Raw genomic sequence first — 13,349 nt, 5'->3', positions numbered from 1 at the left:
GCCCGCGAAGCAGGCGACGCGGTGGATGGCACCGGCTGCGCCGGTGTTCGCGGCCACGGCCGCTCCCACAGGTACAGTGTGATCCCGAAGCCTGCGCCGTACCTGTGGGAGCGGGCATGCCCGCGAAGCAGGCGACGCGGTGGATGTGTTCGGTTACTGCGCAGGTTTCGGGTACAAGCTGTACCTGTGGCTGCGGCGCTCATTTACCATGGCGGCTGTTTTTAGCCATTACCAAGGAATCCCGCCATGAGCGCCCCTCAGTTTCGCACCCCCACAGCCGCCGACGCCGAGCGCTGCTACGCCATCGAAATCGGTGCCTATGAAGGCGATGAGGCGGCCACGCTGGAGAAGATCCGCACCCGCATCGCGCAGTATCCGCAGGGCTTCCTGGTGCTGGAAAACGCGGGCGAGATCGTTGGTTTCATCAACAGCGGCTGTGCCCACGAAGTGGTGATGTCCGACGAGGCATTCAAGGAACTGGTCGGGCATGACCCGGCGGCGCCAAACGTGGTGATCATGTCGGTGGTGGTGGACCCGGCACACCAGGGCAAAGGCTACGCCAAGCGGTTGATGGATGAATTCATCGCACGCATGAAAGCTGCGGGCAAGCTGACCATTCACCTGATGTGCAAGGAGCAGCATGTGGCGTTGTACCAGAAGCTGGGGTATCAGTACGTGAAACCGTCACCATCGGACCACGGCGGCATGGCCTGGCATGAGATGCTCATGGTCCTCTGATTTAGCAAGACACGGCAGCGTTGCCGGCGATGGGCCGCCAAGGCGGCCCCGAATGGCTGCTTATTCGCCGCTGACCAGCTGGCGTGCCAACTGGTTGTGGCGCTCCAGCACCCGTGGCAGGTCGACCGTGGCCAACTGGCCATCCTTCACCACCACACGGCCATTGATGACACTGGTGTGCACCTGGGTCGGGGTGCAGAACACCAGCGCCGCCAACGGGTCGTGGTGGCCGCCGGCATAGGCCACGTGGCCGAGGTCGAAGGCGACGAAGTCGGCCACCATGCCTGGGGCCAGGGCGCCGATGTCGTTGCGGTTGAGCACCTTGGCACCGCCGAGCGTAGCAATCTCCAGTGCCTCGCGTGCAGTCATCGCGTCGGGGCCGAAGCCCACCCGTTGCAGCAGCAGGGCCTGGCGCACTTCACCGATCATGCTGGCGCCGTCGTTGGATGCCGAACCGTCGACCCCAAGGCCCACGGGCACCCCGTGGTCGCGCATCTTGCGCACCGGGGCGATGCCCGAGGCCAGGCGCATGTTCGAGCATGGGCAGTGGGCGACACCCGTGCCGGTGCGGGCGAACAGCTCGATGCCATGCTGGTCGAGTTGCACGCAGTGGGCGTGCCACACGTCGTGGCCGACCCAGCCGAGGTCTTCGGCATATTCGGCGGGGGTCATGCCGAACTTCTCGCGGCTGTAGGCGATGTCGTTGACGTTCTCGGCCAGGTGGGTGTGCAACGACACCCCGTACTGGCGCGCCAGCACGGCTGCTTCGCGCATCAGGTCGCGGCTGACCGAGAACGGCGAGCAGGGCGCCACCACGATGCGGCGCATCGAGCCGTGGCTGGCGTCGTGATAGTCCTCGATCAGGCGCTGGGATTCCTTGAGGATGTCGGCTTCCTTCTCCACCACCGAATCAGGCGGCAGACCGCCCTGGCTGCGGCCCACGCTCATGCTGCCGCGCGCGGCGTGGAAGCGCATGCCGATCTCGTCGGCGGCATGGATGCTGTCGTCGAGCTTGCAGCCGTTGGGGTAGATGTACAGGTGGTCGCTGGAGGTGGTGCAGCCGGACAGGATCAGTTCGGCCATGGCGGTCTGGGTCGACACCGCGATCATCTCGGGGGTCAGGCGTGCCCAGATCGGGTAGAGGTTGGTCAACCAGTTGAACAGCTCGCCGTCCTGGGCCGCCGGCACCACGCGGGTGAGGCTCTGGTACATGTGGTGGTGGGTGTTGACCAGGCCAGGGATGACCACCCTGCCGGCCATGTCCAGCACCACGTCGGCGTGCTGTGGCAGGGTATCGCTGGGGCCGACCTGGCGGATCAGGTTGCCTTCGATGAACATTCCGCCGTTCCTGATCTCGCGGCGTTCGCCGTCCATGGTGACCAGAAGTTCGGCGTTTTTGACAAGTAGCGTTCTTGGAGCATTTGTAGATGACATGGCTTAAGCCTGTCGCAATACGCATCGGCGATTACCGATGTCATAGGCGCATGGCATTGTAAGCAAGGTTTTTGCGGATTGTATACAGGGCTGGTAATCCTGTGCCGGCCTCTTCGCGGGTAAACCCGCTCCCACAGGTACTGCACAGAATTCATGAGCTGTGTAGTACTTGTGGGAGCGGGTTTACCCGCGAAGAGGCCAGTACAGGCTACCTCAATGTCAGATCAAACCGCGCCACGGCTGGCGACCCCATCCACCAACCGTGCAATCCCCAGCGGGTTGGCACTTTTCAGCGCATCCGGCAGCAGCGCATCCGGGTAGTTCTGGAAGCACACCGGGCGCAGGAAGCGGTCGATGGCCAAGGTACCGACCGAAGTGCCTCGGGCATCGGAGGTAGCCGGGTATGGCCCGCCATGCACCATCGCGTCCGATACCTCTACGCCGGTCGGGTAGCCGTTCAGCAGCAGGCGCCCGGCCTTGCGCTCCAGCAGCGGCACCAGCGTGGCAAAGGCACGCAGGTCGTCCGGTTCGGCAATCAATGTGGCAGTCAGCTGGCCTTGCAGGTGGCGCAGCGCTTCGGCCAGTTGCTGGGCATCGGCCACTTCCACCACCACGGTGGTCGGGCCGAACACTTCTTCCTGCAGCAGCGGGTCGCTGTCCAGCAGCAGGCTCACATCCGCCTTGAACAGCTGTGGCTGGGCCTGGGTGCCGGTTTGTGGTTGCCCGGCCAGGTGCTGGATGCCAGGGTGCGCCAGCAGATGCTGCACACCGTTCTGGTAGCTGCGCAGGGTGCCAACGTTGAGCATGGTCTGCGGCGCCTGGTCGGCCATGCGCGCCACCAGCGTGTGCACGAAGCGTTCGAACTGCGGCGACTTGATGCCCACCACCAGGCCCGGGTTGGTGCAGAACTGCCCGCAACCCAGCACTACCGAGGCGGCCAGTTCGCTGGCTACCTGCTCGCCACGGGCCTGCAGGGCCTGGGGCAGGACAATTACCGGGTTGATGCTGCTCATTTCGGCGAACACCGGGATCGGCTGCGGGCGCGCAGCCGCCATGTCGCCCAGGGCGCGGCCGCCACGCAGCGAACCGGTGAAGCCGACCGCCTGGATGGCCGGGTGCTTGACCAGTGCTTCACCCACGCCGGCGCCATAGATCATGTTGAACACGCCTGCAGGCATGCCGCAGCCGGCCACCGCGCGGTCAATGGCCGCGGCCACGTGGGCAGCGGTCAGCATGTGCCCGCTGTGGGCCTTGAACACCACCGGGCAGCCGGCCGCCAGCGCCGAGGCGGTATCACCGCCGGCAGTGGAGAAGGCCAGCGGGAAGTTGCTGGCACCGAATACAGCCACCGGGCCGACGCCGATGCGGTACTGGCGCAGGTCCGGGCGTGGCAGCGGGGTGCGCTCGGGCAGCGCACGGTCGATGCGCGCACCGAGGAAATCGCCACGGCGCACCACATCGGCGAACAGGCGCAGCTGGTTGCTGGTGCGGGCGCGCTCACCGCGGATGCGTGCCTCGGGCAGCGCGGTTTCGCGCATCACATGCTGGACGAAGTCATCGCCCAGTGCGTCCAGTTCGTTGGCGATGGCGTCGAGGAAGGCGGCGCGCTGCGCCGGGCTGGTGCTGCGGTAGGCCGGGTAGGCAGCCTCGGCGGCCTGCACCGCGGCTTCGACTTCGTCGCTGGTCGCCTGGTGGAAGGCGTATGGCAGTGGCTCGCCGGTGTGGGCGTCGACGCTGTTCAGCAGCACGTCACCGTTGCCGCTGAGCTGGCCGGCGATGTGGTTCAGGCGATGTTCGATGGACATTTCGTTTCCCGTTGGCAATGACAGTCGTTGGGCTGGGACTGTAGGGGGCGAAATGCGTGCTGAATAATGATTAATGCGGATCAGGTGATAACAGATCGTTATCACAACGGCCTTCTCCAAAAGTTTCCATCGTATGCACGGCCCACTGTGGGAGCGGGTTCACCCGCGAACACCGGCGAAGCCGGTGCCATCCACCGAGTCGCCTGCTTCGCGGGTAAACCCGCTCCCACAGGGACCGCGCAAATGCTCGAAAGCGCGTGGGTCACTCGGCCATCTGCAACTCCGGCAGCTTCACCCGGAACGCCCGGGTAAGCCCCAGCAGCACCACCAGGCCCATGCCCATCCAGCACAAACCGATGGTGAACGACAGGCTGGTCAGGCTGCTCCACAGCCACAGCGTGCTGAGGAAGCCCAGGCCGGGAATGGCGCCATACAGCAGGTAGTTGCGGCCACCACGCAGCTTGTGGTCGATCAGGTAGTGCTTGACCACGGCCAGGTTCACCGCCGAGAAGGCGAACAGCGCGCCAAAGCTGATCATGTTGGCCACCGTGTCGAGGCTGATCACCAAGGCAATCAGCGACAGCAGGCTGACCAGCAGGATGGCCGTGGCCGGTACGCGCTTTTTCGTCACCAGCTGGCCGAACGCACGCGGCAACGCACCGTCGCGGCCCATGGCGAACAGCACCCGCGACACGCTGGCCTGGGACACCATTGCCGAGGCGAAGCAGCCGGCCACGTAAGTGGCGGTGAAGGCGGTCACCAGCAGTTCGCCGCCGACCCGGCGCATCACGTCCACCGACGCCGAGTCCGGGTCGGCGAAGCTGCCCCAGTCAGGGAACACCATCTGTGCGCAGTACGACACCACCAGGAACAACATGCCGCCGATCAGCGACACGGCGAGGATCGCCACGGGAATGCGGTAGGTGGGGTTGCTGGTTTCCTCGGCCATGGTCGAGACCGCATCGAAGCCCAGGAACGACAGGCACAGCACGGCGGCGCCGGTCATGATCAACGGCACGCTGAAGCCTTCGTGGTGGAACGGCGCCAGCAGCGACACTGGCTGCGCCTGCCCGCTGAGGTTGTGGATGGACAGGGCGACGAACACGACGATGAACACCAGTTGCACCACCACCAGGATCCAGTTCACCCGGGTGATCGACTCGATGCCGATCAGGTTGAGGAAGGTGACCAGGGCAATGGAGCCCGCCACCCACACCCAGGCGTGGATGGCCGGGAAGTACTCCGACATGTAGATGCCGATCAGCAGGTAGCTGAGCAGCGGCAGGAAGATGTAGTCGAGCAGCAGGGTCCAGCCGGCGATGAAGCCGATGTGGCTGCCGAAGGCCTTGCGGGTGTAGGTGTAGACCGAGCCGGAGTAGGGGTGGGCCTGGACCATGCGGCCGTAGCTGTAGGCGGTCAGCAGCATGGCGGCGAGGGTCAGCAGGTAGGCGGTGGGCAGGTGCCCCTTGGTCATCTGGGTGACCAGCCCGTAGGTGGTGAACACTGCCAGGGGGACCATGTAGGCCAGGCCGAACAGCACCAGGGCGGGCAGCCCCATGGACTTGCGGAAACGGCCGTTGCTGGCGGTGGGTTGCGACGGGCTATGTGCAGGGCTATGGGCTGTACTTGTTGTTGTATGCATTGCTAACTCCTGGAAAGGGATGCAGGACGCCGCGGTATGCGAGCGAGCTCGATACCGGTGGGTGTTGTGCAAGGAGGTCGAGCGGGTGGCTCGCAGCGCTGGGGCGGGTTGATGCTCCCACACCCCGCTGGTACCCGGAATCACCCTTTGGGGTGAGCCAGCAGGGGGCTTTGCCTGCTCACCCCAAAGGGTGATTTCGGTGTTTGCAGTGCCATGGGAGTATCTGGCCAACGACGCACCGCACTGGCGGCGGTGCCTTTACTTGAGACGGCAGGCCCAAAGTGACTGATCAATTGCTTTCGCAACAGTGGTTCGAGCACCTGGCCAAGGTCACCGAGGCGATCGGCCGACCGGGCTTTGCCGCCACCCTGTTTGCTGCGCTTGGCGTGATTCGGCCGATCCAGGCGACCACGGTGTACCTGTACCCGCACGACGGCATGCCCTGCGCGCTGTTCGAGCAGGACGACAAGGCGCCCTGGCAGCCCGAGGGCAATGTCAGCCGCTACCTGTCCGGCTTCTATCTGCTCGACCCGTTCTACGGGGCCTGTGTGGAGCAGGTCGAGTCCGGTTGCTACGGCCTGTTTGAAGTGGCGCCCGACCACTTCGAGGTCAGCGAGTACTACCAGTCGTTCTACCGGCACTCGCACCTGGAGGATGAGCTCAACTACATCCTGCAGGTCGCGCCCGGGCAGAGCCTGGCGGTATCGCTGGCGTTCACCGACAAGCTCGATGGGCAAACCCGTGCGCTGTTCGGGCGTATCACGCCCTGGGTACTGGCGGTGCTCGGCAAGCACTTCGCCGGGCTGGACAGCCGCACCGGGCGCTTCGAGAACATCCTCGAGCAGCGCATCCACGTGGCGTTGAACAACTTCGGCAGCTCGCTGCTGACCGAGCGTGAGTGCCGTATCGCCCAGCTGATCCTGCGAGGCCACTCGACCAAGTCGCTGGCCGAGCGCCTGGGGGTGTCGGAGGACACCATCAAGTCACACCGCAAGAACGTCTACGCCAAGCTCGACATCGGTACCCAGTCCGAGCTGTTCTCCCTGTTCATCGACGCGCTGGCCAATGCCCAGGGCGTGCTGGGCAAGGACCCGCTGGAAAGCTACATGGGCAAGCTGCGCTGAGCGCAAGCCACCCTGCAACCCCACCGCAAAGGAAAACCAACAATGAATGCGCCTTTCGCCCCGCAACGCCAGACCCGTGACTACCAGGCAGCCGATGCCGCGCACCACATCCATGCCTTCCTCGACCAGAAGGCGCTGAACGCCGAAGGGCCGCGAGTGATCGTCGGTGGCGAACGCCTGCACCTGTGGGACAGCGAGGGCAAGCGCTACCTGGATGGCATGTCCGGCCTGTGGTGCACCCAGCTCGGCTACGGCCGCCGCGACCTGACCGCCGCCGCAGCCACGCAGATGGACCAGCTGGCCTACTACAACATGTTCTTCCACACCACCCACCCGGCGGTGATCGAACTGTCCGAGCTGCTGTTCAGCCTGTTGCCGGGGCACTACAGCCACGCGATCTACACCAACTCCGGCTCCGAGGCCAACGAGGTGCTGATCCGTACCGTGCGCCGCTACTGGCAGGTGGTCGGCCAGCCGAACAAGAAGATCATGATCGGCCGCTGGAACGGTTACCACGGCTCCACCCTGGCCGCCACGGCGCTGGGTGGCATGAAGTTCATGCACGAAATGGGCGGGTTGATCCCGGATGTGGCGCACATCGACGAACCGTACTGGTACGCCGAGGGCGGCGAGCTGACCCCGGCCGAGTTCGGCCGCCGCTGCGCCCTGCAACTGGAGGAGAAAATCCTCGAACTGGGTGCCGAGAACGTCGCCGGCTTTATCGCCGAGCCGTTCCAGGGCGCGGGCGGCATGATCTTCCCGCCGGAAAGCTACTGGCCCGAGATCCAGCGCATCTGCCGCCAGTACGATGTGCTGCTGTGCGCCGATGAAGTGATCGGCGGCTTTGGCCGCACTGGCGAATGGTTCGCCCACGAGTACTTCGGCTTCGAGCCCGACACCCTGTCGATCGCCAAGGGCCTGACCAGCGGCTACGTGCCCATGGGCGGCCTGGTGCTGAGCAAGCGCATTGCCGAGGCGCTGGTGGAGCGGGGCGGGGTGTTCGCCCACGGCCTGACCTATTCCGGCCACCCGGTGGCGGCGGCGGTGGCCATCGCCAACCTGAAGGCGCTGCGTGACGAAGGCATCGTGCGCCAGGTGAAGGACGACACCGGGCCGTACCTGCAGCGCATCCTGCGCGAGGTGTTTGCCGACCACCCGTTGATCGGCCAGGTGCAGGGCGCCGGGTTGGTGGCGGCGCTGCAGTTCGCCGAGCACAAGCCGACGCGCAAGCGCTTCGCCAACGAGAATGACCTGGCCTGGCAGTGCCGCACCTTCGGTTTCGAGGAAGGGGTGATCATTCGCTCCACCCTGGGCCGGATGATCATGGCGCCGGCGCTGATCGCCAACCACAGCGAGCTGGATGAGCTGGTGGAGAAGACCCGCATCGCCGTGGACCGCACGGCGCGCCTGGTCGGCAAGCTCTAGACCGCTGATCCCTGTGGGAGCGGGCAAGCCCGCGAACACCGGCGAAGCCGGTGCCATCCACCGTGTCGCCTGATTCGCGGGCACGCCCGCTCCCACAGGAACCGCGTAGCCCCTAGGAAAATTGCTCCAACAGCTACCAGGAGTACAAATGTACACCCTCGAATTCTGGCAACAACGTGCCTCGGACCTCTACCTCCCGGCCAATGCACTGATCGACGGCAAGCCCGTCAACGCACAGGACGGCGCCACCTTCGCCGCCATCAACCCCGCCACCAACAAGGTGCTGGCCCAGGTCACCGCCTGCGGCCAGGCCGAGGTCGACCTGGCCGTCGCCAGCGCCCGCAGGGCTTTCGAACAAGGCCCATGGCCGCGCATGGCCCCGGGCGAGCGCAAGAAAGTGCTGCTGCGCCTGGCCGAGCTGATCATGGCCCATCGCGAAGAACTGGCCCTGCTCGACTCGCTGAACATGGGCAAGCCGGTCATGGACGCCTACAACATCGACGTGCCGGGCTCGGCGCAGGTGTTTGCCTGGTACGGCGAGGCGCTGGACAAGCTTTACGACCAGGTGGCACCCACCGCGCCCAACGCGCTGGCCACCATCACCCGCGAAGCCCTCGGCGTGGTCGCCGCCGTGGTGCCGTGGAATTTCCCGCTCGACATGGCCGCCTGGAAGCTCGCCCCGGCGCTGGCTGCCGGCAACAGCGTGGTGCTCAAGCCCGCCGAGCAATCACCGTTCTCGGCCTTGCGCCTGGCCCAGCTGGCGCTGCAGGCCGGTGTGCCGGAAGGCGTGCTGAACGTGGTGCCGGGCCTGGGTGAGCAGGCCGGGCAGGCGCTGGGCCTGCACCCGGATGTGGATTGCCTGGTGTTTACCGGCTCCACCCAGGTGGGCAAGTACTTCATGCAGTACTCGGCACAGTCCAACCTCAAGCAGGTATGGTTGGAGTGCGGCGGCAAGAGCCCCAACCTGGTGTTCGAAAACTGCCAGGACCTGGACCTGGCTGCGGAAAAGGCGGCATTCGGTATCTTCTTCAACCAGGGTGAGGTGTGCTCGGCCAACTCGCGGCTGTACGTGCAACGTTCCATCCATGACGAGTTCATCGAGCGCCTGCAGGCCAAGGCCCGCCAGTGGCTGCCTGGCAACCCGCTGGACCCGGCGAGCCGTGCCGGTGCGATTGTCGATGCCGGGCAGACCGGCCGGATCGAAACCGCCATCGCCCGTGCCGGGCAGGACGGGGCGCGGATGGTGTGTGGTGGCCGGCGCCTGACTATCGACGGCTCGGACAATTACATCGAGCCGACCATTTTTGCCGGTGTCGATGGCCGTATGAGCCTGGCGCGGGAGGAGGTATTCGGGCCGGTGCTGGCGGTCAGTGCCTTCGACAGCGAAGAGCAGGCCGTGCGCCTGGCAAACGACAGCATCTATGGGCTGGCGGCGTCGGTGTGGAGCGATGACTTCAACCAGGTGCACCGCGTGGCGCGGGCGTTGAAGGCCGGCACCGTGTCGGTGAACACGGTCGATGCGCTGGACGTGACGGTGCCGTTTGGCGGCGGCAGGCAGTCCGGGTTTGGCCGCGACCTGTCGCTGCACTCGTTCGACAAGTATTCCCAGCTCAAGACCACCTGGTACCAGTTGCGCGCCTGATACATCCGATCTTTACCGCGTCGCCTGTTTCGCGGGCTTGCCCCGCTCCCACAGGTACTGCACTGGCTCAGGTGCTGCGCGGTCCCTGTGGGAGCGGGCAAGCCCGCGAAGCAGGCGACGCGGTATCCGGATCATTCATGGCGTTCCGTTAATTTTCTTTGCCAACCCGGCAGAAAGCTCGGGTCCGCTCTACACTGCTGCCAAGATGGGGCTGGGCTATGTGCCGCCACGCCCCCGTCTCGCTGCCTGCGAATGGCTTCGGCCTGCATGATCGTCCTGGCTGCCCCGTCAAACCGCCATACATGGAGTACCTGAGATGGGCTGCGTGTCGAATGGTCGTGCTGCTGGCAACGCCGGACGTGGCATTTCACTGCAGTGGCTGGTGGCACTCGCCATCGTGCTGGGCATGTTGCTGCTCGGCGCCGCCCTGGCCTGGCAGGGCTATCACGGCATTCGCCAGACCTTGGTGGCCGCAGCGGGTGATTCTGCCCAGCAAATAGGCAAGACCATCGACGAGCGCGCCCGGCGCCTGATCGACCCGGTGCACAGCAGTATCCGCCTGCTCGCCCACAACCCGGCCGCGCAAACCCCGGCTCAGCGCCTGGAACGCTTGCCGCAACTGGTCGAGACGCTGGACGCCAACCGCATGCTCAGTGCTGCCTACATGGGTTACCCCAGTGGTGAGTTCCTGCTGGTGCGCCGCTTGCGCGACCCGCAGTTGCTGCAGCGTTTCGCCGCGCCGCCGGGCACCGTTTTCCTGGTGCAGAGCGTCAGCCGTGAGGGTGGGGCGGTGCAGGGTGAGTGGCGCTTCTACGACCACGCGCTGAACCTGCTGCAGGCCCAGGCCAAGCCCGAATACCGCTACGACCCGCGCACGCGCCCGTGGTTTGTCGAAGCCAGCGCCCAACCCACCACCGTGCTGACCCATCCCTATGTGTTCTTCACCACCCGCGAGATCGGCCTGACCATGGCCCAGCGCAGTGTCGACGGCGGGGCGGTGATCGGCATGGACGTTTCGGTCGACGACCTGGCCAGCGAGACCCAGGGCCTGCGCATGACCCCCGGCACCGAGATCGTCGTGGTCGACGACCAGGGCAGCGTGGTGGCCTACCCTGACCTGCAGCGGGTAATCGTGCACGAAGGGCAGGCCGTGCGCTTGTCGCGCATCGGCGAACTGGGCATCCCCAGCCTGCAGCACCTTTACGCCGACCTGCCGCAAGGCACCCGGCCGCAGCCTTATCAGGTGGACGGCCAGACCTGGTATGGCATGCGCGTGCAACTGACCAACCTGGCCGGGCAGGACCTGCAGGTGCTGATTGCCGTGCCAGGCCATGAGTTGCTGGCCGGTGCGCGCAAGGTACTGCTCGAACAGTTGCTCTGGACCGCCGCCCTGATAACCGTGCTGCTGGTGCTCGGTGGTGTGCTCGGCCGGCGCATCGGCCGCCCGTTGCGGCTGCTGGCCGAACAGCTGCAAGGCGTGGCGGGTTTTGATTTCAGCCGCGAAGTCGGGGTGCGCTCGCGGGTGTCCGAGGTGCGTGAGCTGAGCCGCGTGCTCAGCCGCATGTCCGGCACCATCCGCAGCTTCCAGGCGATTACCCTCACACTCAGCAGCGAGCGCGACCTGGAACGCATGCTCGACGGTGTGTTGACCCATCTGGTGGAAGCCGCCGGGGGCAGTGCCGGCGTGGTTTACCTGTTCGATGCCGAACACGCCTTGCTGCGCCTGGCCGCTGCCTGCCATGGCGAGCAGTACCCTGGCGAGCTGGCCGTGGATGAAACTGCCCAGCAGCACCTGGCCACGGCAGTGAGCCAGGCCCTCGGCCTGCATGAGGGCACCCTGGCCTTGGTGCTGAATGACCGCAGCCAGGCGCTGCTGGGCATATTGATCCTGCAACTGGGCGATGGACATGTACACGAGCAGGCAGGCCAGCCGTTGCGCAGCTTTGTCGCGGAACTGTCCGGGGTGGCGGCGGTGGCGATCGAGACGCGCCAGCTGGCCGAAGCCCAGCAACGCCTGCTGGATGCCATGATCAAGTTGCTGGCCGATGCCATCGATGCCAAGAGCCCCTATACCGGTGGCCATTGCGAGCGGGTGCCACAACTGGCGCAGATGCTGCTGGACCAGGCGGTGGCGGCTGAAACCGGCCCGTACGCCAGTTTCAACATGACCGCGGCTGAACGCTACGAATTCCACGTCGCGGCCTGGCTGCACGACTGTGGCAAGGTCACCAGCCCCGAGTATGTGGTGGACAAGGCGACCAAGCTGGAAACCTTGTACAACCGTATCCACGAGGTACGCATGCGTTTCGAGGTACTCTGGCGGGATGCCGAGCTGGCCTATTGGCAAGGCCTGGCCAGCGGTGGCGACCGGCAGGCGCTGCAAGCCACCCTGGTGCGCAGCCAGGCGCAGCTGCAGGACGACTTCGCCTTCGTCGCCCAGGCCAACATCGGCGGCGAGTTCATGCAGGACGCCGACATCGAGCGCCTGCAGCAGATTGGCCAGCGCCTTTGGCAGCGCCATTTCGACAACCGCCTGGGCATCTCCCGTGATGAGCTGGAGCGCTTTGCCGACGTGCCTCCACCTGCGCTACCGGTTGACGAGCCACTGCTGGCCGACCGCCCCGAGCATTGCGTACCCTGGGGCCCCCGCAAGCCGCCGGTGGCCAAGGACGACCCGCGCAACCGCTGGGGCTTCGACATGCGCCTGCCGGCCTGTGCCAGCAATTACGGCGAGCTGTACAACCTGGCGATCCGCCGCGGCACGCTGAATGACGAGGAACGCTTCAAGATCAACGAACACATCGTGCAGACCATCATCATGCTCAGTTCCTTGCCGTTCCCTCGCCAGCTCAAGCGGGTTCCGGACATCGCTGGCAACCACCACGAGAAAATGGACGGCAGCGGCTACCCGCGCAGGCTGGGCAAGCAGGACCTGGGCATTGCCGAGCGGGTGATGGCCATTGCCGACATCTTCGAGGCGCTTACCGCGGCCGACCGGCCCTACAAGGCGCCGAAGACCTTGTCCGAGTCGGTGAAAATCCTGGTGGGCATGGCCCGTGGCGGGCACATCGACGGCCAGTTGCTGGAGCTGTTCCTCAGCAGCGGGGTGTACCGCCAGTATGCCGAGCGGTTCCTGCGTGCCGAGCAGATCGACGAGGTGGATGTGGCGTACTGGTTGGGGCAGATGCGTTGCCCGGCTTGAACGAAAAATCAGATTTAGCCCCTTCCTTGTAGGCTATTTCCCAAAGATACTCACGCCGCCTGTTTCCCGTTGCGGCCGCTTTGGCAGCGCTCTAGTCTCGGCGGGTCGCTGCACATCAGCGATCGGCTTTGACAGGCCGCGACGAGATACTTCGCATGGCTTTGCCCTTCATGGTGGCTGTGCATGGGGCACGTTCGCGTGCGCCGGTTCTGGTATCCGCCGGTCTGTCAACCTATGTACAGCTGCCACCTACCTGTTTGACAGCAGGCCGGTGGTGGCCCAACAAATGGATACCAAAGCATGCTGAAATTTGTCCCCGATCCACCCCACATCCCCC

8 protein-coding genes are annotated in these 13,349 nt (G+C 65.4%); 5 read left to right on the top strand and 3 right to left on the bottom strand.

Features of this window, described 5'->3' with window-relative positions:
* Nucleotides 1-246: 246 nt before the first annotated feature.
* Nucleotides 247-738: a GNAT family N-acetyltransferase gene (locus tag ACGLHT_RS15000; RefSeq protein ID WP_274120914.1), complete on the top strand. Its 492-nt coding sequence runs from the start codon at nucleotides 247-249 to the stop codon at nucleotides 736-738.
* A 60-nt stretch (nucleotides 739-798) separates the two neighbouring features.
* Here ACGLHT_RS15000 and ACGLHT_RS14995 read toward each other — a convergent pair whose 3' ends face one another.
* The 3 genes from ACGLHT_RS14995 to ACGLHT_RS14985 all read right to left on the bottom strand — a co-directional run bounded on the left by ACGLHT_RS14995 (nucleotide 799) and on the right by ACGLHT_RS14985 (nucleotide 5,619).
* On the bottom strand, nucleotides 799-2,172 hold the full coding sequence (locus ACGLHT_RS14995; protein WP_274120915.1) for an 8-oxoguanine deaminase: 1,374 nt from the start codon (nucleotides 2,170-2,172) through the stop codon (nucleotides 799-801).
* 224 nt (nucleotides 2,173-2,396) lie between these two features.
* Nucleotides 2,397-3,977 (bottom strand): aldehyde dehydrogenase (NADP(+)), encoded by a 1,581-nt coding sequence (locus tag ACGLHT_RS14990; RefSeq protein ID WP_274120916.1) that lies wholly within the window; start codon nucleotides 3,975-3,977, stop codon nucleotides 2,397-2,399.
* Nucleotides 3,978-4,239: 262 nt separating this feature from the next.
* Nucleotides 4,240-5,619, bottom strand: a complete 1,380-nt coding sequence (locus ACGLHT_RS14985; protein WP_025338657.1) for an APC family permease — start codon at nucleotides 5,617-5,619, stop codon at nucleotides 4,240-4,242.
* A 281-nt stretch (nucleotides 5,620-5,900) separates the two neighbouring features.
* Between ACGLHT_RS14985 and ACGLHT_RS14980 the strand changes: the two genes are divergently transcribed.
* The 4 genes from ACGLHT_RS14980 to ACGLHT_RS14965 all read left to right on the top strand — a co-directional run bounded on the left by ACGLHT_RS14980 (nucleotide 5,901) and on the right by ACGLHT_RS14965 (nucleotide 13,012).
* Nucleotides 5,901-6,743, top strand: a complete 843-nt coding sequence (locus ACGLHT_RS14980; RefSeq protein WP_025338658.1) for a helix-turn-helix transcriptional regulator — start codon at nucleotides 5,901-5,903, stop codon at nucleotides 6,741-6,743.
* Between the two features lie 42 nt (nucleotides 6,744-6,785).
* Nucleotides 6,786-8,168: an aspartate aminotransferase family protein gene (locus tag ACGLHT_RS14975; protein ID WP_025338659.1), complete on the top strand. Its 1,383-nt coding sequence runs from the start codon at nucleotides 6,786-6,788 to the stop codon at nucleotides 8,166-8,168.
* Between the two features lie 148 nt (nucleotides 8,169-8,316).
* The gene (locus ACGLHT_RS14970; protein ID WP_274120918.1) at nucleotides 8,317-9,810 is read left to right on the top strand and encodes an aldehyde dehydrogenase; all 1,494 of its coding nucleotides are present in this window, start codon (nucleotides 8,317-8,319) and stop codon (nucleotides 9,808-9,810) included.
* A gap of 316 nt (nucleotides 9,811-10,126) precedes the next feature.
* Nucleotides 10,127-13,012, top strand: coding sequence for an HD domain-containing phosphohydrolase (locus tag ACGLHT_RS14965; protein WP_274120919.1), 2,886 nt, complete (start codon nucleotides 10,127-10,129; stop codon nucleotides 13,010-13,012).
* Nucleotides 13,013-13,349: the final 337 nt, after the last annotated feature.

Source organism: Pseudomonas sp. PsB (assembly GCF_043658375.1).
Taxonomy (GTDB): Bacteria; Pseudomonadota; Gammaproteobacteria; order Pseudomonadales; family Pseudomonadaceae; genus Aquipseudomonas; species Aquipseudomonas putida_Z.
This window is presented reverse-complemented; position numbering and strand designations above follow the sequence as displayed.

Bases quoted from the DNA above. Each gene is read 5' to 3' on its own strand.
- ACGLHT_RS15000 (WP_274120914.1), top strand. From the start codon at position 247: ATGAGCGCCCCTCAGTTTCGCACCCCCACAGCCGCCGACGCCGAGCGC.
- ACGLHT_RS14995 (WP_274120915.1), bottom strand. From the start codon at position 2,172: ATGTCATCTACAAATGCTCCAAGAACGCTACTTGTCAAAAACGCCGAA.
- ACGLHT_RS14990 (WP_274120916.1), bottom strand. From the start codon at position 3,977: ATGTCCATCGAACATCGCCTGAACCACATCGCCGGCCAGCTCAGCGGC.
- ACGLHT_RS14985 (WP_025338657.1), bottom strand. From the start codon at position 5,619: ATGCATACAACAACAAGTACAGCCCATAGCCCTGCACATAGCCCGTCG.
- ACGLHT_RS14975 (WP_025338659.1), top strand. From the start codon at position 6,786: ATGAATGCGCCTTTCGCCCCGCAACGCCAGACCCGTGACTACCAGGCA.
- ACGLHT_RS14970 (WP_274120918.1), top strand. From the start codon at position 8,317: ATGTACACCCTCGAATTCTGGCAACAACGTGCCTCGGACCTCTACCTC.
- ACGLHT_RS14965 (WP_274120919.1), top strand. From the start codon at position 10,127: ATGGGCTGCGTGTCGAATGGTCGTGCTGCTGGCAACGCCGGACGTGGC.